20 protein-coding genes are annotated in these 24,036 nt (G+C 41.7%); 1 reads left to right on the top strand and 19 read right to left on the bottom strand.

Annotated elements, in window-relative coordinates:
- Positions 1–58: 58 nt before the first annotated feature.
- From MKY45_RS10040 to MKY45_RS09990, 11 genes are all read right to left on the bottom strand, one after another.
- Entirely contained in the window at positions 59–1,537 is a 1,479-nt protein-coding gene (locus tag MKY45_RS10040) for an alanine/glycine:cation symporter family protein (RefSeq protein ID WP_341172879.1), read from the bottom strand.
- 65 nt (positions 1,538–1,602) lie between these two features.
- Entirely contained in the window at positions 1,603–2,202 is a 600-nt protein-coding gene (locus MKY45_RS10035) for a short chain dehydrogenase (protein WP_341172878.1), read from the bottom strand.
- 27 nt (positions 2,203–2,229) lie between these two features.
- Complete coding sequence (locus MKY45_RS10030; protein WP_256706103.1) at positions 2,230–3,432, bottom strand: NAD(P)/FAD-dependent oxidoreductase; 1,203 nt, start codon at positions 3,430–3,432, stop codon at positions 2,230–2,232.
- A gap of 6 nt (positions 3,433–3,438) precedes the next feature.
- On the bottom strand, positions 3,439–3,738 hold the full coding sequence (locus tag MKY45_RS10025) for a (2Fe-2S)-binding protein (protein ID WP_256706102.1): 300 nt from the start codon (positions 3,736–3,738) through the stop codon (positions 3,439–3,441).
- Positions 3,722–4,006 carry a (2Fe-2S)-binding protein gene (locus MKY45_RS10020; RefSeq protein WP_256706101.1) on the bottom strand — a complete coding sequence of 95 codons (285 nt, stop codon included), beginning with the start codon at positions 4,004–4,006 and terminating at the stop codon, positions 3,722–3,724. The genes MKY45_RS10025 and MKY45_RS10020 overlap by 17 nt, the downstream gene beginning before the upstream one ends.
- An 18-nt stretch (positions 4,007–4,024) precedes the next feature.
- Positions 4,025–4,807 (bottom strand): aspartate/glutamate racemase family protein, encoded by a 783-nt coding sequence (locus tag MKY45_RS10015; protein WP_289584646.1) that lies wholly within the window; start codon positions 4,805–4,807, stop codon positions 4,025–4,027.
- A 101-nt stretch (positions 4,808–4,908) separates the two neighbouring features.
- Entirely contained in the window at positions 4,909–5,811 is a 903-nt protein-coding gene (gene dapA, locus MKY45_RS10010) for a 4-hydroxy-tetrahydrodipicolinate synthase (RefSeq protein ID WP_338112853.1), read from the bottom strand.
- A 15-nt stretch (positions 5,812–5,826) separates the two neighbouring features.
- Positions 5,827–7,023: an NAD(P)/FAD-dependent oxidoreductase gene (locus tag MKY45_RS10005; protein ID WP_256706099.1), complete on the bottom strand. Its 1,197-nt coding sequence runs from the start codon at positions 7,021–7,023 to the stop codon at positions 5,827–5,829.
- A 34-nt stretch (positions 7,024–7,057) separates the two neighbouring features.
- A complete protein-coding gene (locus tag MKY45_RS10000; protein ID WP_256706098.1) occupies positions 7,058–8,581 on the bottom strand; it encodes an aldehyde dehydrogenase family protein in 1,524 nt (507 codons plus the stop codon).
- Between the two features lie 40 nt (positions 8,582–8,621).
- Entirely contained in the window at positions 8,622–9,968 is a 1,347-nt protein-coding gene (locus tag MKY45_RS09995; RefSeq protein ID WP_256706097.1) for an aspartate aminotransferase family protein, read from the bottom strand.
- Between the two features lie 20 nt (positions 9,969–9,988).
- Entirely contained in the window at positions 9,989–11,446 is a 1,458-nt protein-coding gene (locus MKY45_RS09990; RefSeq protein WP_341172877.1) for a CoA-acylating methylmalonate-semialdehyde dehydrogenase, read from the bottom strand.
- A 122-nt stretch (positions 11,447–11,568) separates the two neighbouring features.
- Between MKY45_RS09990 and MKY45_RS09985 the strand changes: the two genes are divergently transcribed.
- Positions 11,569–12,450 (top strand): LysR family transcriptional regulator, encoded by an 882-nt coding sequence (locus tag MKY45_RS09985; RefSeq protein ID WP_256706096.1) that lies wholly within the window; start codon positions 11,569–11,571, stop codon positions 12,448–12,450.
- Positions 12,451–12,556: 106 nt separating this feature from the next.
- Here the strand turns inward: MKY45_RS09985 and MKY45_RS09980 are convergent, their stop codons facing one another.
- The 8 genes from MKY45_RS09980 to MKY45_RS09945 all read right to left on the bottom strand — a co-directional run bounded on the left by MKY45_RS09980 (position 12,557) and on the right by MKY45_RS09945 (position 23,808).
- Positions 12,557–13,156, bottom strand: a complete 600-nt coding sequence (locus MKY45_RS09980; protein WP_256706094.1) for a short chain dehydrogenase — start codon at positions 13,154–13,156, stop codon at positions 12,557–12,559.
- Positions 13,157–13,875: 719 nt separating this feature from the next.
- A complete protein-coding gene (locus MKY45_RS09975; RefSeq protein WP_042533557.1) occupies positions 13,876–15,225 on the bottom strand; it encodes a GntP family permease in 1,350 nt (449 codons plus the stop codon).
- A 65-nt stretch (positions 15,226–15,290) separates the two neighbouring features.
- Positions 15,291–16,967: a dihydroxy-acid dehydratase gene (locus MKY45_RS09970; RefSeq protein WP_042533556.1), complete on the bottom strand. Its 1,677-nt coding sequence runs from the start codon at positions 16,965–16,967 to the stop codon at positions 15,291–15,293.
- A 33-nt stretch (positions 16,968–17,000) separates the two neighbouring features.
- Positions 17,001–17,660 (bottom strand): FadR/GntR family transcriptional regulator, encoded by a 660-nt coding sequence (locus MKY45_RS09965; protein WP_042533555.1) that lies wholly within the window; start codon positions 17,658–17,660, stop codon positions 17,001–17,003.
- Between the two features lie 173 nt (positions 17,661–17,833).
- Positions 17,834–19,294: a CoA-acylating methylmalonate-semialdehyde dehydrogenase gene (locus tag MKY45_RS09960; RefSeq protein ID WP_042533554.1), complete on the bottom strand. Its 1,461-nt coding sequence runs from the start codon at positions 19,292–19,294 to the stop codon at positions 17,834–17,836.
- Between the two features lie 27 nt (positions 19,295–19,321).
- Positions 19,322–20,653: a GntP family permease gene (locus MKY45_RS09955; protein WP_193064153.1), complete on the bottom strand. Its 1,332-nt coding sequence runs from the start codon at positions 20,651–20,653 to the stop codon at positions 19,322–19,324.
- 32 nt (positions 20,654–20,685) lie between these two features.
- Complete coding sequence (locus MKY45_RS09950; protein WP_193064154.1) at positions 20,686–21,879, bottom strand: iron-containing alcohol dehydrogenase; 1,194 nt, start codon at positions 21,877–21,879, stop codon at positions 20,686–20,688.
- A 144-nt stretch (positions 21,880–22,023) separates the two neighbouring features.
- Positions 22,024–23,808 (bottom strand): sigma 54-interacting transcriptional regulator, encoded by a 1,785-nt coding sequence (locus tag MKY45_RS09945; RefSeq protein WP_256706091.1) that lies wholly within the window; start codon positions 23,806–23,808, stop codon positions 22,024–22,026.
- Positions 23,809–24,036 lie beyond the last annotated feature (228 nt).

Raw genomic sequence — 24,036 nt, 5'->3', positions numbered from 1 at the left:
AAGAATCTAAAGACACCATTAAACTAAACTGGGCCAACCAGCAAACGCTTACAATACACTAAATAACTTTTCGTTCTTTTTTAGCCGGCTGCACATTTTCCTCTTGTTCCGGTTCCCAAAAATCTGCATTTTTAATTCCAGCTTTCAACGAATCAAATACTGGATCTTTTCCTTGTTTTTTCTGCACATCATAATCCTTTACGGCCTTTAAGACTGGTTTTGTCAGAAATAGCAATGCTATCATGTTTAACCAAGCCATGACCCCAAACCCTAAGTCGCCAAAACTCCATGCCAGGGCAGCTGAATTTGTACTATTATAAAAAACGGTGACTAACAGGCCGCATTTCAAGACAGTTAATGGCCACTGCAGCTTTTTTTTACGGTTACTGTTAAGATAGGCCAGACTGGTTTCCGCTTTATAGGAGTACGTAATCAAACTGGTAAATGCAAAGAAGAAGATCGCAACAGCAACGAAAGGTCCCCCTAATCCCGGTAAAATCGTTTCAACGCTTAATTGAACGTTGTTGGAACCTGCTTCCACAGCACCAATATTGTTCTCAACCATCGTGCCATCATCCAGCTGAACATTATACATACCAGTAATCAAGACCATAAATGCTGTAGCAGAACAAATAACCAGGGTGGTGATATACACGGATAATGCCTGCACTAATCCTTGTTTAACAGGATGGGAAACTTCTGCTGCTCCTGTTTCAAAGGTTTCACTTCCAAAGCCGGCGGCATTCGAAAAGGCTCCTCTTTGTACGCCCCAGGCGATTGCTGAACCTATGATTCCGCCAAATGTTGCACTTGGATTGATTGCGCTGGAAACAATTAATGAAAGTACATCTGGTATGGATGTGAAATTAACAGCTAAAATAACAACACATACGCCGATATAACCAATTGCCATAACTGGAACAATCGTCTCCGCCGTTTTTGCAATTCTTTTTACCCCTCCAAAAATAACAACAGCCAGTAAAATCACGAGTAATATACCTGTTATTGCCGGAGCTATACCAAATGCGTCATCAAGAGAAAGCGCTATAGTATTTACTTGAATCCCCGGGACAAGAATCGTCATAGAAACCATGGTCACGGCTGCAAAAATGACAGCAAACCATTCTTTCTTTAACCCTTTACCAATATAATACGGGACGCCTCCGCGGTATTCCCCATCCTGCTTCACTTTATAAATCTGTGCAAGCGTGGTTTCCATAAAAGCAATACTGGCAGAGAAAAAAGCCAAAATCCACATCCAGAATACAGCTCCCGGACCCCCTAATGTGATTGCAGTCGCTACACCGGCTATATTACCAATACCAATTCTGCTTCCAATCGACATCGATAATGCTTGAAACGAAGAAATACCTGCCTCCGACTTTCCGCCAGTAAATGTCAGTTTAAACATGTCCTTAATATATCGAAAATGAATGAAACGCGTTGCTATGGAGAAAAACAATCCCAGTGCCAGAATAAAAATAACCAACGCTGGACTCCATACAATATCGTTTAATCGCCCTATAAATTCACCCATGTTATCCCCCTTGTTCACGGGCCTAAAAACTAGAATCCATTTTAGGCCCCGCACCAGAAAATCGGTTAATATACTTTATATGCCTGACCCGTTTGCGCTCCAAAGACACTTTTTCGATAAGCTAAGCCAATCCGTTTGGAAGAAACAGGTTCGAACCCTTGGAATAGTTTACCATATTTTTCTTTTGATTTCTCCAGCATCGATGGACTGACATGATTAATCCGGATTCCACGCGGCATTTCAATGGCTGCTGATTTAACAAACGCGGATACACCGCCATTGGCCATCGCCGATGAGGATGCAGTTTTCAATGGATCATCCATCAAAACACCCGTTGTAAGCGTAATGCTTCCGTTATCTCTCAGATAATGTAAACCGATTAATACTACATTTACCTGTCCCAGCTGCTTGCTGTTTACCGCAATCATATTCTGTTCCGGTGTCAGTTCATCCACTGTGGCAAAATGGGCCGAACCTGCAGCGCAAATGATGCCATCCACCTGTCCTACCTTTTCAAAAAGCGCTCTGATGCTCTCTTCTGAAGTAATATCTACTGGATATTCTGAAGAATTCCGGCTGGCTTGGATGATTTCTGCATCGTCCTTTAATTCTTCATACGCTACTTCTCCGATGGATCCGGTTGCTCCGATTAATAGTATTTTCATATGACATGTCTCCTTACCTTCTTCATTTCAAGCATTTTGTTGATAATCTTGATACAATGTTTCTCTTTCCTTTTTAATTTCCGGATGAAATTGAATTAAAGCGGCTGCTCTTACCTTTTTTACATTTTGAATTGCGCGATTCATACGCTCTGTTAATGCGGGATTTTCTCCAATTACTTTCGATGCTATATTTAATCCGGCGACTTCCCCTTGTGCCATGGCAACCTTTGAGCTTTCTACTCCTGTGATATTGCCAGATACATATAAATCAGGGAGTGTTGTCTCCATTTTTTCATTATGAACCGGAATATGTCCCCCTAATGCTTCCACGTATTTAAAGGAACAACCGGCAACAGAAGCAAGCTCTGCCATTGGCGTCAGTCCCCCTGAAATACAAACCACATCAGCTGTTTCCGTCTTTTCTGTTCCTGGAATGGGTTCGCCTGCTGTGTTTATTTTTACGGTTTTCACTCCTTCAACAACATCTTCCCCGATAATCTCTGTTACAGCCGTTTTTAATTTGATTGGAATCCCGTTCATTTTCAATCCATTACTTGGATAAAATTTTGTCGCAAAACTCACGGGCATATGTTTTCCCAGCTTGCCCAGCTGTTTTAGTAAAGGAGAAGGAGCCAGATGGGTCAAACGCATTAATGATGCTAATACTTCCTGCGGCTGACCAGCTTCTTTTCCTATTTGTTCGGTTACTGGTAAAATAATGGCCTTCACATCTACGCCGCACAGCTTTAACTCATTGGCAATGGCCATCGATAATACATTTGCTCCGATGATAATACAAGAATTCCCCGGCTTTACCCTGTGGACATTCCCCATTACCTGTGCCGCTCCAATTGACATTACCCCTGGAAGCGTCCACCCCGGCAGCGGAATATGTGTTTCACTTGCGCCTGTTGCCAACAGCAGATGCACCGTATCGATAGCGCCGCTGGAAGTATAAATTCTCCAGCCAGCTTCTATTTTTTCCAAATTATAAACGGATGTTTCACATTCTATTTCCACACCTAGAGATTCAGCTCTATCTACCAGATTTTCAGATTCTTGGATGCCATTCCACCACTCCCCGTTCGGCTCCTCATGCAATTGGCCTAATAACCTGCCTCCCGGGCGGGGAAATTCATCAATCACCTTAACGGCTACTCCATTTTCTGCGGCTGCTATTCCTGCTGTTAAACCCGCTGGACCAGCACCGATAATCACCAAATTCCACATAAACCATCACTTCCTTAAAGAATAAACAGTCATCCCATCCTTGACAGCAGTTACACAAGCGCGGACAACTTGCCTGTCCTCCAGCTGAACTCTGCATTCAAAGCAATGACCGATATTACAATAGATTCCTCTGCCTTTTCCGCTTACATCATGCTTTCGTAATTCTCGATATCCTTCTGCTAATAATGCTGAAGCAATGGTATCTCCTTCAAGCGCTTCTATCGTTTGATTATTAAATGTAAAGGTTAATTTATTTTTATTCGATAAAGACCCTAAAATCGGGTGCTCCTCAATCCTCACTGACATGATCCATCCCTCCCAGAGTGCCAAATGATACTGGTCTGACCGGCGGACGATAGCTGAGAGAAATACCATCTGTCCTTGGAGCAGAGTCATGGGACTGAACAATTTGATCAATCATACTCCGGCACGTTCTTCCTCCGCAATATCCCATCCCTGCTCTTGTTCTCAGCTTCACTTCACGAGAGGAACAATGGTAATGATCTATCGTCTGATTAATTTCTTTTAATGTTATCTCTTCACATCTGCAAATGATGATATCTTCATCCGCCATCCGTACTCCTCCTTTGTTTTAAATAAAACCATAATACGGTTTCTGAGCAGTTGCCATATGCGCCCATCGAATCATTGTAATAAAATCAAAGACTGGCAATCCGACCGCTTGTTGAATTGCTGCGGCATACGGAGGTAAATCACTGCATTCCAGCAGGATAGCTCCAATATCCGGATGATCCTCCACCAGCTCATTTGCCGCTTGAATAACCTCTTCTCTAACTACTCCGTTGTCAAAGCTTCCTCTGCTCTCCACGATGGCAGAGAATTCCGGTAATTTCCCCAAATCTTTTACCACGACATCATCTACATTGGTCACTCCACAGCTGTCAAACAGACTTTCCGTTATGCCATCACTGTCTGCCGTCAGCATGCCGATACGCTGATGGCTTTTTAATCCTGTTTTAATCCATGGAATCTGAACAACACTCGACATAAAGACGGGGATGTCTACTGCATCGGCAACCTGCTTTTGATAATTCCCAAAGAAGCCGCATGCTCCGCAAATGACCCTCGCTCCCTCTCTTTCCAGCTGCTGTGCTGTTTGAATCACATCGCCCACCAGCGTCGGGTCGCCGACGTGAATTCTGTCCTGGGTACAATTCGACACAACCCGTGGTACAACAGGAAAATCATAGGTGGATAAATTAGCTACGTTGCCAGGTAATACCGGGTACCAGCAATCATCCAGGAATAGAATTCCTACGGAGAAACCCGCTACATATTGCCCTTTTTTCATTTCAATCAGCTGACCGTGATCCGATTTCACAAAGCCATATTCTTGATTTCTGCTGCTCGCCATATTTTTTTCCTCCATCATCTCAATTCAAAGCAGCGGCACAGAGAAATCAAACAAAATATATTTTTATGCTGTTTTTCTCTGTGCCTTCACCTGCTAAAAACCTAAACCGGCTTTACTTCATAGCCTAATTCTTTTAATGTTTTGCTCATCTTCTCTTTTAGCTCCTCGGAAGCTGGCACTAATGGTTTCCGTACGGTTCCTCCTTCCAGGCCAATAATATCTAAACCGGCTTTCACAGGTCCCGGCACCGGCTCTGCTTCCACATAATCATATAGCGGAAGTAAACGCTGATTGATAGCTAATGCGCCGTCGATATCTTTTTCCTTTGTAAATAACTCGTACATTTCTACGATTTCTTTTGGAACCAGATTGTGAATAATTCCTGTCGCCCCGTGCCCACCTACAGATAACGTCGGCAGAATCAGGTGTTCAAATCCGGTTAATACAGTAAAGTCCTCGTTATCCTTGGTTAAAGCAATCACTTTACAAGTATGCTCCTGGTCTGTTGTATTTTTGACCGCTACAATTCCTTCCTCTTCACTTAATTCCGCAATAAATTCAGGGGAAAGCTCTACATTGGTTGCTGCAGGATAATGATAGATAACAATTCCAATTCCTGCTTCGGCAGCTAATTTTTTATAATATGCTTTCATTCCTTCTTCACTTGTTGTCATATAATATGGTGTTACGACAAGCGCACAATCCGCGCCAACTTCTGCTGCATATTTTGTCAGCTCCAGCGTTTCTTCCTCCCGGTGTGCACTCGTACCTGCCATGACAGGCACACGTCCGCCGGCATATTCTACCGCTGCTTTTAATAGACTCTTTCTTTCTTCTAACGACATCAGCGAATATTCTCCTGTGCTTCCTCCAGCAAGCAGGCAGTGTACTCCGCCGTCAACCAGGTGATTAATCAAGCCTTGATAGGCAGAAAAGTTAATCGATCCGTCCTCATTAAATGGTGTTGGCATTGCAGGTATCATTCCAGTTGGTTTATACATCATTCATTCCTCCAATAATTAAATAGTTTGTAAGATTTCTTCTTGCGCTTTATATCTTGAAAATTTCAAGCGATCAATATTAAATTCGGTTTCTTTTCCTGAAATAAGCTCTGTCATCATTTTCCCGGTAATCGGTGCCATACTGATTCCGTCACCCTCATGGCCGCTGGCAATATAGAAGCCCGGCACCTCATCTACCTCGGATACAATCGGCAAATGATCCACTACCCATGGGCGGATGCCGGCATAGGCACGTATACAATTGACATCCTTTAACATCGGCAGGAACCGCGTTGCCCGTTCGGCAATTCCCCGCATCACATCATGTTCCGCACTGGTATCATAGCCTTTAAATGCGCGATGTCCGCCTACTAAATAATTACTTGCTTCTGTCGGTTCAATGGTAAAGGCAATATTATAATCTTCTACAAGTTTACTGACATTTCTTTTGTAGTTGATATCTTCAAATTTAGAGAGCATATAGCCAAATTCATGTACTTTTTGATGAACGATCCTGTCTGTCCGCTCTGTCACAAGGACCATTCCTTTTCTTGGCCGAATCGGAATGTCTATCCCGACCATTTCCCCAATATGACTTGCCCAGACACCGGCGCAATTGACCACATTTTTCGTATATAACGTTGTGGTGCTGGTTTTTACAGACTCTACAGAGTCATCCGGACCCTGTGTGATTTCTTTTACTTCCTGATTCGTAAAAAGCTGCAATCCGTATTTTTTTGCTTCTTCAATAAAGGCGTAGCAAACGAGATATGGATTCATCGTAGAGTCAACCTCTGTCCAGACACCGCCTGCCAAATCGTTAGCCAAATGCTTTTCGATATCGGGAAGCTCCTCTTTACTTACCATCTTCATATCGTAGCCGGCAGCGACCTGCTGCTTGACATACCCATTTGCAATTTCCAATTCCTGTTCTGTTTCACAAACATACAGGCTTCCCCGGGAGAAAAACTCGAAATCAAAAGAGAATTCTTTTGCTAATTCTTTATACAGCTGAATACTTCGAAAGCCGATTTCTGTATCAATTCCCGGTTTCTTATCACAAATGAGGGCAACAGCATCACATCTGCTCGACGTACCAGCCGCTATATCTCCCTTCTCCACCAAAGCAACTTGGTACCCTTCTTTAGAGAGGTAATAAGCTACACTTGAACCAATAATGCCTCCGCCGATAACAACCACATCAAAACTATTCAATCTGCCACCTCCTTTTTAAAAATAGATTGATAGATTAACTGTCTGCATTGGAGTAAGCGCCTGAAGGCTTCACTTCTAAAGCAATGTTGACCTGCTTTTTATACAGATACTCTTCAAAGCCATATGTGCCTAAATCTCCGCCAATTCCACTCTGCTTATAGCCGCTCCAAGGAGCTTCATTGAATGTTGGATGATAGCTGTTCACCCAGGTAATTCCTGCATGTAATCCGCGAATCACCCGCTGCGCTTTCGCACCGTCATTCGTAAATACCGCTGCCGCCAATCCAAAATCTGTTCCATTTGCCAGCTCCAGTGCCTCTTTCTCTGTTTCAAATACTTGAATAACCAGTACTGGCCCAAAAATTTCTTCCTGTACAATCCGCATATCTGGTGTTGTATTTGCAAAAATCGTCGGAGCTACATAATTCCCTTCTGCAAGAGAACCGTCTGTTAAACGTTCTCCGCCGCATAATAATTCCGCGCCTTCATCCAAGCCGACTTTGACATATTCCAGAACAGAATCGGCATGATCCGGAGAAATAAGCGGTCCCATTTCAGTTTGCGGGTCCCATCCCGGTCCAATCTTGATTTTGTTCGTGCGTTTTACTAATTCATCAACAAATTTCTCATAGATACTTTTCTCTAAAATTAATCGGGAGCCCGCCGAGCAAACCTGCCCCTGTCCGGCGAAGATGCCCAGCATGGCATAATCGACTGCCGTTTCAAAATCCGCGTCGGCAAATACGATATTTGGAGATTTTCCTCCCAGCTCTAAGCCGACTTTTTTAATGGTATCCGCTGCATCCTTCATAATTTGCTTCCCGGTATCTGTTCCGCCGGTAAACGATATTTTATCGACATCCTTATGTTGTACTAATTGATTGCCGATCACAGAGCCTGGACCCAACACCAGATTCGCTGCCCCGTCTGGAAAGCCGACCTCATCAATAATTTCAAATAATCTCAACACGGTTAACGGCGTTTGAGAAGCTGGTTTTACCACCACGGTACACCCTGCAGCAAGCGCAGCTGACAGCTTTTGCGCAGCCATTACCAGCGGGAAATTCCACGGAACAATAATGCTGACCACGCCAACCGGCTCCCGAATCACCATGGCCTGAATTTCATCGGGCACTTCATAGGTTTGACCATGCGGCTGCATCGCCAGTCCCGCATAATATTTAAATTGATGTATGGCATCCTCCACATCAACAATAGAATCCTCATAGATTTTTCCGTTATTTAATGTTTCTAATTTTGCTATTTCCTCTTTCCGCGCCTCCAGCTTCTCTGCTACATTCAATAGCAGGTCAGCCCTTGTTCTCGCATAGGCTTCACGCCAGCCATCTTCATAAAAGGCTTTTCTGGCAGCTTCGATTGCTTTGTCTGCATCCTCAGCGCCGCCGTCAGCAACGGTTGCAATGACTTGGTTGTTTGCAGGGTTATAAACCTTTCTGGATTTTCCGGTACTCCCGCTGGTCCACTCCCCAGCGATATACATATTCTGAACTTCTTCCGTATCTTTTAAAACTGCTTCAAATGCTGCTGCGTCACTCATGATACCTTCCTCCTTTGTATCTATCCTTTGAAGAATCCAATCAATTCAACTCTGAAATGCTCTCCGTCACTGTTTTGACGATGAATTGATAATCCTCTTCTGTAATACTGAGCGGTGGAGCCAGCTGAAGAATATTATTAAAGCCGGCAACCGTATCCCCATTTTTACCAACCAGCAATCCGCTTTGCTTACATTTAGCTACAATCTGATTGATTTTATCGACATGAATTGGTTCCTTTGTCTGTTTCTCCTCTACCAGCTCTATTCCCAGCAACAAGCCTTTCCCGCGGACATCCCCGACATTGGGATGCGTTAATAAATCTTGAAAATCTTCTAGTAATCGTGCTCCCAGCTGTTCCGACTGCTGGAAGAGATTTTCCTCTTCCATAATTTCAATATTCTTTAAAGCTACAGCACAGGCTGCTGGGGACCCGCCGTACGTATTCACATGACGGAAACGATCGTATATATCTTCACCGTCAAATTGCTCAAAAATTTCTCTTCTGACTGCAGTAGCTGATAAAGGCATATAACCACTTGTAATTCCTTTTGCCATCGTAATAATGTCCGGTTTTACATCATAATTCATAAATCCGAACGGTTTGCCCGTCCTGCCAAAGCCGCAAATAACTTCATCGACAATCAGCAATGCTCCATGCGCCTCACAGATTTCTTTGACCCGCTTCAGATAATTCTCAGGCGGCATCAGAATGCCTCCTCCGGTAATAATCGGCTCCATAATCACACCGGCGATGGTTGAGCTAAGCTCCCATGTCATTAATTCATTAATTGCTTCCGCAGAGGATAAAGTCTTTTCATCGTCCGGGTTGCGATAAAGATCAGGCGGTGCTACATGCAAAAAACCTTGTGCTAACGGCTCATACTTATATTTTCTTTCAGCCTGGCCGGTTGCAGCGAGCGCTCCCATGGTATTTCCATGGTAAGCACGATATCTGGAAATAAATTTTGTCCGCTGTCCTTCTCCTTTATGCTGATGGTATTGCCTCGCTATCTTAAAGGCTGTTTCATTTGCTTCCGAACCGCTATTAGAGAAAAAGAACACGTAATCATCATCTAGAAAGCTGTTTAACTTCTCAGCCAATTGAATCGCCGGCTGATGACTGTGTGCCAGCGGAAAATATGCCAGCTTTTCCAATTGTTCATATGCTGCCTGTGCAATTTCCGTCCGTCCATAACCGGCATTAACGCACCATAATCCAGACATTCCATCTAAGTATTTATTTCCGTCAATATCTGTCACCCACGCTCCTTCAGCAGTTTCCGCAACCAGAAGATTCGGATCGGGTTTAGACCCTCTCATTGCGTGCCAGAGCTGTTTAGCATCTTTTTGCTTAATATCATTTGCTTGATTCATGGATTGAAGCATTGGCCAACCTCCTTATCCACTTAATAACGCGCCGTCACCATTTTCTTTCGCGTATAAAATTGAACACCGTCCTTGCCATTTGCATGTAAATCTCCATAAAATGAATTCTTATATCCTGAAAACGGGAAGAATGCCATTGGAGCAGGAATGCCTAAGTTAATCCCTAGCATCCCGGAATCTATTTCCTCTCTGAATGTTCTTATAGCCTTTGCACTATCCGTGTATAAGCAGGCTCCATTCGCAAATTCCGATGCATTCGCTACCTCGATTGCTTCATCAATCGTATTCACACGCACAACCGAAAGCACTGGCGCAAACATTTCATCTTCCCAAATTTTCATATCGGTGCGAACATGATCAAATATCGTTGCCCCGACAAAATATCCGTCACTGTCTTTCTTATCTTCTCTTCCGTCTCTCAGTAAGGTCGCCCCTTCTTCTAAACCAGTTTCAATATAATCTAACGTTCTTTGCTTTTGTTCTTTCCGGATAACTGGTCCAAGAAAAGATGCTTTATCCGCCCCATCTCCGATAACCACATTATCCGCTGCCTGCTTCAAGCGTTCCGTCAGTTTATCTGCAACATCTCCAACAGCAACTACTACAGAGGCTGCCATACATCTTTGCCCAGCTGAGCCAAATGCTGCAGCAGTAATATTTGATACCGCATTATCTAAATCTGCATCTTCTAACACAATGCTGTGATTTTTAGCACCGGCTAGCGCCTGGACACGCTTTCCATTTGCTGCAGCTGTCTGATAAATATATTTTGCAACAGGCTGAGACCCGACAAATGATACCGCTTTAATTTTTTCGTGTTCTAAAATTCCATTCACAACATCATTGGAACCATGAACAATATTCAATACACCGTCAGGCAAACCTGCCTCTTTAAAAATTTCAGCTAATCGGTTGGCAAGCAATGGCGTTTTTTCAGATGGCTTTAAAATAAATGTATTCCCGCAGGCAATAGCTAACGGAAACATCCAGCATGGAACCATCATCGGAAAATTAAATGGTGCAATCCCGCCGACGACTCCAATCGGGTAGCGATACATTCCCGATTCGATTCCTGTAGCGATATCCGGCAGATGCTCTCCCATCATCAAGGTTGGAGCACCAGCAGCAAATTCTACGCATTCAATTCCTCTTTGTACCTCGCCCGTCGCATCATCAAATGTCTTTCCATTTTCTAATGTGATGATTTCAGCCAGCTCTTCCCTGTTTTCAATTAATAATTGCTGATATTTAAATAGCATTCGCGCTCTTTTTGGAACAGCAACTCTTCTCCATTCTTTAAAAGCAAGCTCCGCTGATTTGACAGCGCTATCAATTTCTTCAAATCCTGAAATCGGAACCTTGCCAATTTCTTCTCCCGTTGCCGGATTAAAAACTTCTGTATAATTTCTTGAAGTGGGTTCTACCCATTCCCCATTTATAAAATTACTTATCTGTTCAACCGTTCTTATCGTCGACATCGTATGCCCCCTTTAATTGGAATTTGTTTGACATATTCTCATTTTATTTAGATAATTAGCATAAGTAAAATAAATATTCATTATGTCTACCATTCAAAAAAATGATAGTAAGGAGCACGCCCATGACATTGCAGCGATATGAAATATTTAATAAAGTAATTCAGCTGAAAAATATCAGCAAAGCAGCAGAGGAACTTCACCTTACGCAGCCCGGACTCAGTAACGCGATTAAAAGTTTGGAATCTGATTTAAATTTAAAATTATTGAATCGAAACAGAAATGGAATTACCTTAACCAAAGAAGGAGAAAAAATTTATCAGTATACGTTGCAGATAGAAAAAATGAATGAGGCGTTAATGCAGGAAGCAAGCCATTTGAATGGGTTGAAGACCGGAACGGTGAATGTAGGTTCTTTTTCCAGTGTGACAGGCAATTGGATTCCTGACATTGTTATGAAAATGCAGGAGGAGTATCCAGGAATTGAAGTGAATATTCATGAAGGTGATTATGAATCCCTTGAAAAAAGGGTGCTGACCGGGGAATTGGATTGTTGTTTTAATACTCCGATTGAAAACAGCGGTCTAACCTTTTCACCGCTAAAAAAAGATGAATTATTTTGTATTGTTTCCAATCAGCATCCTTTACATTCCAGAAACGAAATCAGCGTAAAGGAGTTGTCTTCCTATCCGTTTATCAAACCCAAAAAGAGCTGGGATGATGAAATCAATGGACTATTTTCAAAATATAATCTATCTCCCAATATTAAATATGAAGTATCTGAAGATTTGCCGATTATTGCGCTGGTTGAAGCAAATCTCGGAATAAATATTAGACCGGAGCTAGTACTGCAAAGAGAAAAAACATCTAAAAGTATTCGGATTATCAAATTAAAAGAGGATGCTTATCGAATTATAGGACTATGTACGCCAACTAGCCCGTCCCATGCTACGCAGCTTTTTGTCTCTATTACCAAAGAACTTTATGAAGAACCTTTTCAATTATAAAGACGTCCTTATTTTCATATTTTTATTGCTCATACGAAAGCAGACCAATTACAGCTAAATTGATCTGCTTTCTATTTGTCTAGTTAAACAATAATTTTTAAATTGCTTAATAAACCTTATAAGCCTGGCCAGTCTGCGCACCAAAAACGCTCTTTCGATAAGCTAAGCCAATCCGTTTGGAAGATACAGGTTCAAATCCTTGGAATAGTTTACCATATTTTTCTTTTGATTTTTCCAGCATCGATGGACTGACATGATTAATCCGGATTCCACGCGGCATTTCAATGGCTGCTGATTTAACAAACGCGGATACACCGCCATTGGCCATCGCCGATGAGGATGCTGTTTTCAATGGATCATCCATCAAAACACCCGTTGTCAGCGTAATGCTTCCGTTGTCTCTCAGATAATGTAAACCAATTAATACTAAGTTCACCTGTCCCAGCTGCTTACTGTTTACCGCAATCATATTCTGTTCAGGTGTCAGTTCATCCACGGTTGCAAAATGAGCCGAGCCTGCTGCGCAAATGATGGCGTCTACCTCGCCCACCTTTTTAAAAAGCGCTCTAATGCTTGCTTCAGAGGTAATATCTACTGGATATTCTGAAGTGTTCCGGCTGGCTTGGATGATTTCTGCATCGTCCTTTAATTCTTCATACGCTACTTCTCCGATGGAGCCAGTTGCTCCGACTAATAGTATTTTCATGATTATCTCTCCTCTTCTAACTATAGTTCTAATTTTCTGTGTACAGTATCTCATAGTGTTTTTTAAAATGCATAGATTCTAGCTCATTCCGTTTTTAGATAACTATTCAACAAGATAAATTTATTTTCATGCTTTATTTTGAGGCGGGAGGTTTACGGATGTTTTTCCTTGATAAATTTTGAAAAGTAGAGGCAAAAAAGAATTCCTATTATTTAAAGCAATAAGAAAAACCAAGGAGAATACTTGGTCCTTAAAACACAGCTGTTCTTGCTAAAGAGATGTCCGCTGCGGGAAGTCGCTTTCCGCGGGCAACGGCTCAGTCTCCTCGGAAGAAAACCGCTTCCTGCTCAGGTCTACCTGTTGCTTTTCCCGCAGGAGTCGACAACATCCGCTCCCATCTAAGAAGAAATATGTTTATTTGTTTTCTTCTTACAAAGAAATGACGCTAATTCTAGCGACGCTTTTTGACGGGACGAGTAATCGCAGTCCCAGTCCCAGGGCGAAGATCCCGCAGAAAAAAGCGAACTTCTTTTTTCGAGGAGGCTGAGCTCAAGCCCACGGAAAGCGGAGTGTATTTCTGGGGTTGCGATTACTCACCCCATGAAACCCGTTGGAGCGGCTATCTTCAGCTTTTTTATATACTTTCCTATTCTTTAAATAAAAACTCCATCCATCTTATATATTTCTAAAAGGCATAAGATCGATGGAGCACTCTATATTTACTTTATAAATAAACTTAATATTAAAACAACTGCTAATCCAGTTAATCCAACTAACGTTTTCATAACTGTCCAAGACTTTAACGTGTCGGCTACACTCATTCCAAAATATCTATTCGCCATCCAAAAACCGGAATCATTCACATGAGAAAAAGCAGTCCCTCCACAAGCAATTGCGATTGTTACCAATCCTAGCATTGGTTCACTGACATCAAAATGCTGGATTAAAGGTGAAACCAGACTGGCAGCAGTAATCATTGATACTGTTCCTGATCCCTGTGTAATTCGAATTAATGCTGCAGTGATAAATCCGAATAAGATAATCGGCATATTAATTTGCTGCATTGAATCTGCAAGAATGTCTCCAATTCCAGTAGCTATCAACGTTTGTCCAAATACTCCTCCAGCACCAGTTATCAAAATGATTATCCCTGCCGGTTCTAAAGCTCTTGTAGTTATTTTTTGCAGTTCCCCTTTAGTAAAACCTCGCCTTGTTCCATATAACCATATGGTTAAAAGACTTACAATTAATAAGGCAATGATAGGATTTCCAATAAACATCAGAATTTCTCTAACTATATTCCCTTCATCCAATAATAAATCTGCCGTAGTATTTCCTAAAATTAAAATCAGCGGTGCAATCAACATAATAACAACACCGGCAAATCCCGGCAGTTTATCTGGATCATAGTTTACCTCTGATTCTTTAAAATGTTCAGGAACATCTACATGAATTTTTTTCGATATAAATTTTCCAAAAAGCGGTCCGGCAATTATCATGGCTGGGATACCTGCAATTACTCCAAATAAAATGACATAACCCAAATCAGCACCGATTATACTTGCAGTTGCAATAGGTCCGGGTGTTGGAGGAATAAACGTATGCGTAACACTAAGACCAGCTGTTAAAGGAATTCCATAATAAAGTAATGATTTTTTTGATTTCCTTACTAAGGCATAGGTTAACGGAACCAATATGACGATAGCAACATCAATAAAAACAGCTATAGAAATCAGAAATCCGCTTGCCCCTAGCGCCCAGACAATATTCTTTTCTCCAAATTTGTCCATCAAGGTTAAAGCCAATTTTTCAGATGCCCCGGATGCTCTCAATACTTCCCCGAATATTGTTCCAATTCCAATAATTAATGCCACAAAACCAAGCGTACCACCCATCGCCTCTTCGATATGTGCCAATAATTCCTGCGGCGGCATGCCAACAGCTAGCCCTACAAATAAGCTGGCTATAATCAGGGCTAAAAAGGCTTGAAGCTTTGTTCTGATAATCAGAAAAAGTAATATTACCATCGCTAGTATTCCTACCGTAATAATCCACGCAGTACTTTCCATAAAATATTAATCCTCCTTCTTTTATATACTGCTCTATTCAAGGGTATTCACTAGATTACTATTGCTTAAGGGAGTAAAAAATCAAAATCACACCCCTCTGAGGCTTGAAGAACATGATTTCTGTATAACTGGGGATAGCCTCGTCCTTCTTTAAATACAGGAGGCTTCCAAAACTCTTTTCTCTTTTGTAATTCATCCTCAGAAACCAGTACTTCAAGAATTCCATTTTCTATATCCAAATGTATCTTATCTCCATTTTTCAAAAGACCTAACGGCCCTCCAACAGCGGCTTCAGGTGCAGCATGAAGAACCACGGTACCGGAAGCCGTTCCACTCATCCGGCAGTCTGAAATTCGAACCATATCCCTGATTCCTTCTTTTAAAAGTTTTTTGGGAATAGGGATCCCTCCCGCTTCTGGCATTCCAGGCGCACCAACGGGTCCGGCATTTCTTAATACCAACACGTTGCTTTCATCTACCTGCAAATTATCATCATTTATTTTCTCCTCCATCTCTTGTATGGAATCAAATATGATAGCTTTTCCAGTATGCTTCATTAATTTAGGGTTTGCTATTGCTTTGGGCTTTATAATTGCCCCGGAAGGTACTAGATTCCCTTTTAATAATTTAATCCCTCCATTTTTATAAAGCGGCTTATGAAATGGTTTAATTATCTTTCTATATTCTTCTATTACTTCTGCACCTTCAATATTTTCTCCAAGCGTTTTATTCGAAACCGTTAATTCTTCTAAATGCAGCAGCTGTTTTAACTCTGTTAATAATGCAGAAACGCCTCCCGCATGATAAAATTCTTGCATTTGGAATTCTCCTGCCGGTCTTAAATTAGCTAATATCGGAGTTCTTTGCGATATTTTTTCAAAGTCATCTAATGTTAAATCAATCCCAAGTCTTTTAGCTATTGCTATTAAATGTATAACCGTATTGGTTGAACCGCCTACTGTCATTAAAGTGGTGATAGCGTTTTCAAATGAATTTTTCGTAATAAAATCGGCAGGTTTTATATCTTTTTCCACTAAATTAACGATAGCTTTTCCTGTTTCTTTTGCCATTCTTAATCGTTCATTCACTGTAGCTGGAGGAGTAGAGCTCCCTGGAAGCATGATGCCTAATGCCTCTGAACAAGCAGCTATCGTACTCGCTGATCCCATGACCATACAATGTCCATTTGTTGGAGCTAATTGGGCATTTATCTCGGATAATTCTTTCTCCGAGATTGTCCCTGCCTTGTATTCTTGCCAATAATGTCTACAGTCACTGCAGGCTCCCAGAGTCTTCCCTTTATATTCACCATTTTCCATCGGACCTCCAGTAAATAGAATGGCAGGTTTATTGGCACTAAAAGCTCCCATCAATTGTCCTGGGGCCATTTTGTCACAGCCTCCAATAAGAACAACACCATCAATAGGCTGTGCACTTATCATTTCTTCCGTGTCCATCGCTACTAGATTTCTATACAGCATCGTAGTAGGACTGGTAAACATTTCTCCAACAGAAATCGTTGGAAATTCAAGAGGAATCCCTCCTGCCATTAAAATTCCATTTTTTATAGAATTAATTATCGGTTTTAAATGTGCATGACATCTGTTGATTTCACTAAACGTATTACATATCCCAATAATAGGCTTATTATAATCATTCTCGTCATATCCAAGATTTCTTTGAAACGCCATTTTTATATACTCACTAAATCCTTTGTCTCCATATGATGTAACCCTTTTCAAAACAGTTCACCTCGTTGTTAAAAATTAAGAAATTTAGAATAACAAATTTAAAGCTAATTCTTCATTTGATTCCATATGCGCCTGCATGTACATCTTTGCCTGACTGCTATTTCTAGTTCTGATTGCTTCCGCTATCATCAAATGATAATGTGCTGCCTTTTCAATCATTCCTGGAACATTGGTATGTTTTCTTCCCATCGATAACTGCTCTTGAAAATCCTCATAAAATTTTATCGTATAAGCATTATGCGTTGCTTTAGCTATTAATAGATGAAAAGTTAAATCCTCTTCTTTGGTGTCTTCTCCTTTTTTAGCTAACTCCGCCATCTTATTTGCTGACTCAACAATTAAATCAATCTCAAATTGAAATGCTTGTACTGCAGCAATTCCAGCAAAAGAAGGTTCCACCATTGTTCTAAAACTGGTTAAATCCATTAAATCTCTTACTTCTGATTTCGATATAGAGTCATTGCTTCTTTTTGCATCGTATGTAACAAATGTGCCTCTTCCTTGCTCGATTTTAACAAAAGACTGGCTTTGCAGCGCTCTCAATACCTCTCTGACAGTAGACACGCCAACATCATACTTATCAGATAACTTAGCCAAAGAAAGTAACTTTGTGCCTTCCTCAAGACTTCCGCTCATAATTTCGTCTTTTAATTTATCGTATACTGTGTTAAAATTCCCTCTCAAAAAGATACCTCCTCTCAACTCATCTGATGAATATAATATACATCAGATAAGTTAGCTTTGCAATATACTATTTTAAAAATTATAAAATCTATTTTACTTATTTGATGACTAGAAGCTTGCTTACAAACAAAAAAAAGAAGCCGCTGCAAAAATACAGCGACCTCTCTTTCTCCTTACACCCATTTCGTCGTAATAACTTTCTTTCTCGTATAGAAATGTAACCCGTCTTTCCCATTGGCATGTAAATCCCCATAAAACGAATCCTTCCACCCGGAGAAGGGGAAAAATGCCATTGGCGCCGGTACACCAATATTCACACCAAGCATTCCTGCATGAATGGTTTCCCGAAATTGACGGACGCTTCCCCCATCTCTGGTAAAAATACATGCTCCATTCGCAAAGCGTGATTGATTAGACAGTTCAATTGCTTCACTTAAATCCTTCACACGAGCGATAGATAATACAGGCGCAAAAATCTCATCCTGCCATATCTTCATTTCCGAAGTAACTTGATCAAAAATGGTCGGACCGACAAAATAGCCTTTTTCCTTCACAGCTTCATCTTTTCGGCCATCCCGAACCAGATTAGCCCCTTCTTCTTGTCCAGCTTCAATATAGCTTAACGTACGTTCTTTATGCTTGTCACGTATCACTGGTCCAAGGAAAATTCCTTCATCTAAACCATTACCAATTTGAATTCCATTGGCTTTTTGTGTCAAAAGCTTGATAAATTCATCTGCAACGCTGTCCTCTACTGCTACTACAGAAGCTGCCATACAGCGCTCGCCAGCCGAACCAAATGCCGCATTCATAATTTGTGTTGTAGCATTATCCAGGTTGGCATCCTGCAGAACAATCGAATGATTCTTTGCGCCTGCCAAAGCCTGTACCCGTTTTAAATTATCTGTCCCGCGTTTGTAGACATACTCGGCCACCGGCTGCGAACCGACAAATGAAATCCCTGCCACTTGCGGATGATCTAATAATCCGTTTACGACATCGTGTGCGCCGTGAACGATATTGAACACACCGCCCGGGAGACCAGCTTCTTCCAGTAATTCCGCTAAACGATTGGCAAGCAGCGGTGTCCGTTCAGAAGGCTTCATTACAAACGTATTTCCAGTCGCAATCGCCATCGGAAACATCCAGCACGGCACCATCATTGGAAAATTAAACGGTGTGATTCCTCCAATAACTCCGATTGGATAACGGTATAATCCGGATTCCAACTCTGTTGCAATCGAAGCAAGCTGCTCTCCCATCATCAATGACGGCGCTCCTGTTGCGAATTCTACATTTTCGATTCCTCTTTGTACTTCTCCATACGCTTCCGCAAAGTTTTTACCATTTTCAAGAGTGATCAGCTTTGCCAGTTCCTCATGATTATCAACAAGAAGCTGCTGGTATTTAAATAGAATCCGGGCACGTTTTGGTACCGGAATTTCTTTCCAGGTTTCAAATGCCTCTGCAGCTGTTTCTATTGCATAATTAATATCCTCTAAAGTAGATAACGGCACGTGAGCAAGCACTTCTCCTGTCGCCGGGTTCACTACCTCTTCTGTTTTTGCTGTTTTCGCTTCGATCCATTTTCCGCCTACATAATTTTTTAATGTTTCTACTGTTGTCTGTGTCAATGAAAAAACCTCCTGTAATATTCTTTATTAAATAAGACTGTAAAGCACAATCGCCAATACTAATACGATACTTGGAACAATAATACTAACAAGGAAAACGGGTTTATATGCCCGGCTGTGCGTCTCGCCGCAAATAGCTCTTACCGTCGTAACAACGACTCCATTATGCGGAAGCGAATCCAGACCGCCGGATGCTAACGCAGAAACACGATGCATTGCACCAGGGTCTACTCCTTGCGCCAAATAAATAGGCGCTAGAATAGGCAGTGCAATCCCTAACCCGCCAGAGGCCGAACCAGTAATTCCGCAAATAACCGTTACCCCAATAGCCAGTCCCAATAATGGCGGTCCAGGCAGATTAACAAGTCCAGTTATCAAGGTATCAAATGCCGATACCTCTGCGGCAACACTTCCAAAACCAACGACCGCACAGGTATTTGCCAGTGCAACCAGTGCATTTTGTGTTCCTGCTGCCATTGAACTCCAAAATTCCTTAAGAAATTTCAACATCGTTAAGCAGGAAACAGCAATCCCTACAATTAATGCAATTAATAATGCCGTTGTCGGGTTCATAAACTGACCTAATATATTTAGTAAAACAATAACTAAAAAGAGAGGTAAAATAGCAACCACAATATTCGGCAGCGCCTGTGATTCATTTTCTTCCACAGCGGCAGCTGCCTCCTCTTTTTCTTTTTCCAGAACGGATTTTGGAGGAGAAAATTCTTCCCCGCCGGCAACCGCTTTCTTCACCATTGATCCAAGGTACAATCCGCCGGCAATCATAATCAGCAGGGAGCATAAAACTCCAATCCAGCCGCCTGCTGTCGGTGTAGTTCCAAAGAATTCTGTTGGAATAATATTTTGTATTTCCGGTGATCCCGGTGCAGTCATCGTAAACGAAATCGATCCAAAAATAAGTGCAGCAGGAATAAAACGATGCGGCAGATTGGCCGCACGGAACAGGGAAACAGCAATTGGGTAGACCGCAAAGCCAACTACAAATAAACTTACCCCTCCATATGTCATCACTGCTGCTGCCGCTACCACGGCAAACACGGCCCGTTTGACGCCGAATTTCTTTTTAATCCACTGGGCAATACTTTCCGCTGATTTGGTTTCATGCATAAACTTTCCAAAAATAGCACCCAATAAAAATACTAAAAACCATGAAGCAAAATACCCTGTAAAGCCCGTCATATAATTATCCAGTAATGCTGTTTCTAAATTCAATCCCCCTGTAACAGCTATAACTACTGAGCTGATCAGCGCAGCAACGATAATATGAATTCCCTTCATTGTCAGATAGACGAGCAAAGCAAGCGCAGCTATCAATCCGATAAAACTGATTATTTCCATCCCATTTATCCCCCTTGATATCATCCCTTCTATTACGACGTTTTTTCTATGCTAAACTGATACGAGAAACAAACATGATAAAGCTCCTCTACCTCTTCTTTTGTTGGTACTCTCGGATTATTTTGCGGGCTGCCGCTTGCCATTGCATCTTCCGCCATTTTACTGACAGCTGCTTCAAAATTCTTCTGATCGATTCCCCAGCCTTGTAAATTAGGAACATCTAACTCATAGCACAGTTTTTTTACTTCATAAACCGTCAGATCTGCAGCTTCCTCTTTAGAAAGCCTATCTGCGTCCGCATCAAAAAATTTCGCTAAATCAGCTAATCGATTCACACAATCATCTCTGCTGAAATCAAGCACAGCAGGAAGAAGCATTGCATTAGAAATCCCATGCGGTACATGGAACAACGCTCCAATCGGTCTGGACATGCCATGCACTAAGCACACCGAGGCATTGGAAAAAGCCATCCCCGCCTGCATGGATCCAATAGACATTGCTTCCCGGGCAGCCACATTCTCTCCTTCGTTATAGGCCGTTCTTATATTCTTTACGATTTGTTCAATCGCCGATAAAGCCAGCGTGTCTGTCATGGACTGTGCTTTTTTCGAAATATAAGCCTCCACCGCATGACTTAAAGCATCAATCCCGGTAGCAGCTGTAACGGATTTAGGCGATGATATGCTTAGAACAGGGTCTACAATCGCTACATTCGGCATCAGTAATGGCTGCTTAATCATCATCTTGACATCATTCGTTGTATCAGTGATTACGGTAACATCTGTTGCTTCTGAACCTGTTCCGGCTGTAGTCGGCACTGCTATATGCGGAAGCGGCTGCTGCTCTATTTGTTTCTTTCCACCCATATACTCTCCAATATAAATCCCATTTACTGCAGCGACAGCTACTGCCTTGGCCGTATCAATACAGCTGCCTCCACCTACGGAAATAACGACATCACATTTTTCTTTTTTACATAATTCCAATGCCTCAGCAACATAAACATCTGTCGGCTCTGATTCAACCCCTAAATAGACAGCGCTTTCAATCCGTCCCTGCAAAAGGATATCTCTGCACTCGCTGACATAACCAAGCTTCTCCATGATACGGTCACTGATAATCAGCGCCTTCTGCCCTTTTTCCGATGCTTCCTTCCCTATCTTTTTAAAAGCATCTTTTCCATAATGAATAGTCTGTGGTGTACGAAACACATTACTCTCTCCCATAAGTATCTCTCCTTCTCTCTTTCTTTCACTTTTTAAATAGCAAAAATCATGCCAAATTTTTAGAGCGCTGCTGTAAGCGTTTTAAAACAAAAAGTGTAGCTAAACAGCTACACTTCACTGAAAAGTTGTAGTTATTCTGCTACACTATTTATCCAAACCATGCTTTTTCATTTTTTTATATAATGTCGTACGGTGCATCCCGAGTTCCTTCGCTGCCTTTGATTTGTTGCCTCTGTTCTCTTCCAGCGCTTTCATCAGAACTTCTTTTTCTTTATTCTTCACTTCCCGCTGGAAGACGTAAGGCGTCTCCAGCAGGTCAAAACGCTTCAAATAGTTTGGAAGATGGTCTACATCGATGGTATCGGATTCAACTAAAATAACTAACTTTTCCATTGTATTTATCAGCTCTCGGATATTTCCATACCAGGCATAATTCATAAAAACAGCCATTGCTTCAGGTGTTACTTCTTTATCCGGAACATCATATTTCTTACACAAACTCGATAAGTAATGAGAAATCAGTACCGGGATGTCTTTCGGACGCTCTCTTAACGGCGGTATCGGGATTTCAATAACGTTGATCCGATAATATAAATCCTCTCTAAAGGTTCCCTCCCGAACCATTTCTAACAAATTCTGATTTGTCGCTACAACGATTCTTGCCTCCAGCTTTTCTTTTTGAACTGCTCCTACCCGTTCAAATTCCTTTTCCTGCAGCACACGCAATAATTTTGTCTGCATCATCTCAGGCATTTCACCAATCTCATCTAAAAACAGTGTCCCTCCTTTAGCTAATGCTAACTTTCCCGGTTTCCCGCCTTTTCTCGCACCTGTAAAGGCACCATCTGCATAGCCAAATACTTCAGACTCAAAAAGCTGCTCCGGTATGGCGCCGCAGTTGACACTGATAAATGGACCATGTTGATAATAACTCAGCTCATGGATGCTTTTAGCGAACATTTCTTTCCCAGTTCCGCTTTCCCCTGTGATTAAAGCGGTTGCATCTGTTTTGGCAACTTTTCGGGTAATCCGCTTCACATCCGTTATCTGTTCACTGGATCCCTTAATTTTTTCAATCGATGCATGCTCTATTCTGTTCTCCTGCAAAGGCTGCTTCACTCTGTCTTTATTTACAGCTGTCTGCATCGTTTTTTCCAAAAACCGATCATAGATTTGATATAGCTCTGTTACGCCTTCAAAAATAAGCATCCCGATTGCGCCCACCAGCTTTTCTTCTCTCCATATCGGTATCCGGTGCACCACCATCGGCTGCCCTTGGATGTATTGGATAACTCCCCGCTCCGGCATTCCATTTCTGGCTGTATGATGCAGATTGGTATTCTCAATAATTTCCTGTACTGGTCGTCCGACAGCATCCTTCTGATCAATTCCAGTAAAACGGCTGTAGGCTTCATTAAACTCAATAATGATTCCTTCCTGATTAACAACAGCAACCCCTTCATAAGCGCTTTCAAGAATAACATCCAAAATTTCGGCAGTATGAGAGGTTTGACTCAGCTCGTTCATATAAAACGATAAACATTGCTGTATTTCTTTTCTTGTTAATACGCCTGTCAGCTGCTGCTTCTCATTAACTGCAAAAAAGTAAGTATACGGCATTTTATAAAAATCGATGATGAACTCATCGGCTCGAATAATCGAAAAATCCTCCTGTGATATATAATTCGCAATCGACGCTTCGTTTTCCCCATCCAGGTACGCTTTCAGGATTGCTTTGGACGTAATGATTCCAACCGGATTCATAGATTCCCCTACAACAGGAAGGAAATCGGCTGCCAAATTATGAAGAAGCGCTGCTGCAGCTTTTACAGTTTCATTTAAATAAATGACCTCCGGATTCCTTCTCATCCAATTGCCGGCTTGACCATTTTCTTCATTTAATAGCTCTTGTGAATTCATTTGCAGCATGTTATCTTCCTCCAAAAATATAATGCTAAATGCTTTGATTATATTATCTTGATTATGCTTCTACAGCTGAGTATACCATAGTCTTATAAGAGAATTCATTTCAATTTCACCTGTGATAACCGTACAAATAATGTTTCGTATACGTTAAAAAACACAGCATCTATCGATGTAGAAATCACCATAGATACTGTGTTTACATGTTGAAATCTTCTTTATTTCACTGCCTTT

Origin of the sequence: Oceanobacillus sp. FSL K6-0251 (assembly GCF_038004725.1) — a bacterium.
GTDB lineage: Bacteria > Bacillota > Bacilli > Bacillales > Amphibacillaceae > Oceanobacillus > Oceanobacillus oncorhynchi.
Note: the sequence above shows the minus strand (reverse complement) of the source record. Positions and strands in the feature narration are given on the sequence as shown.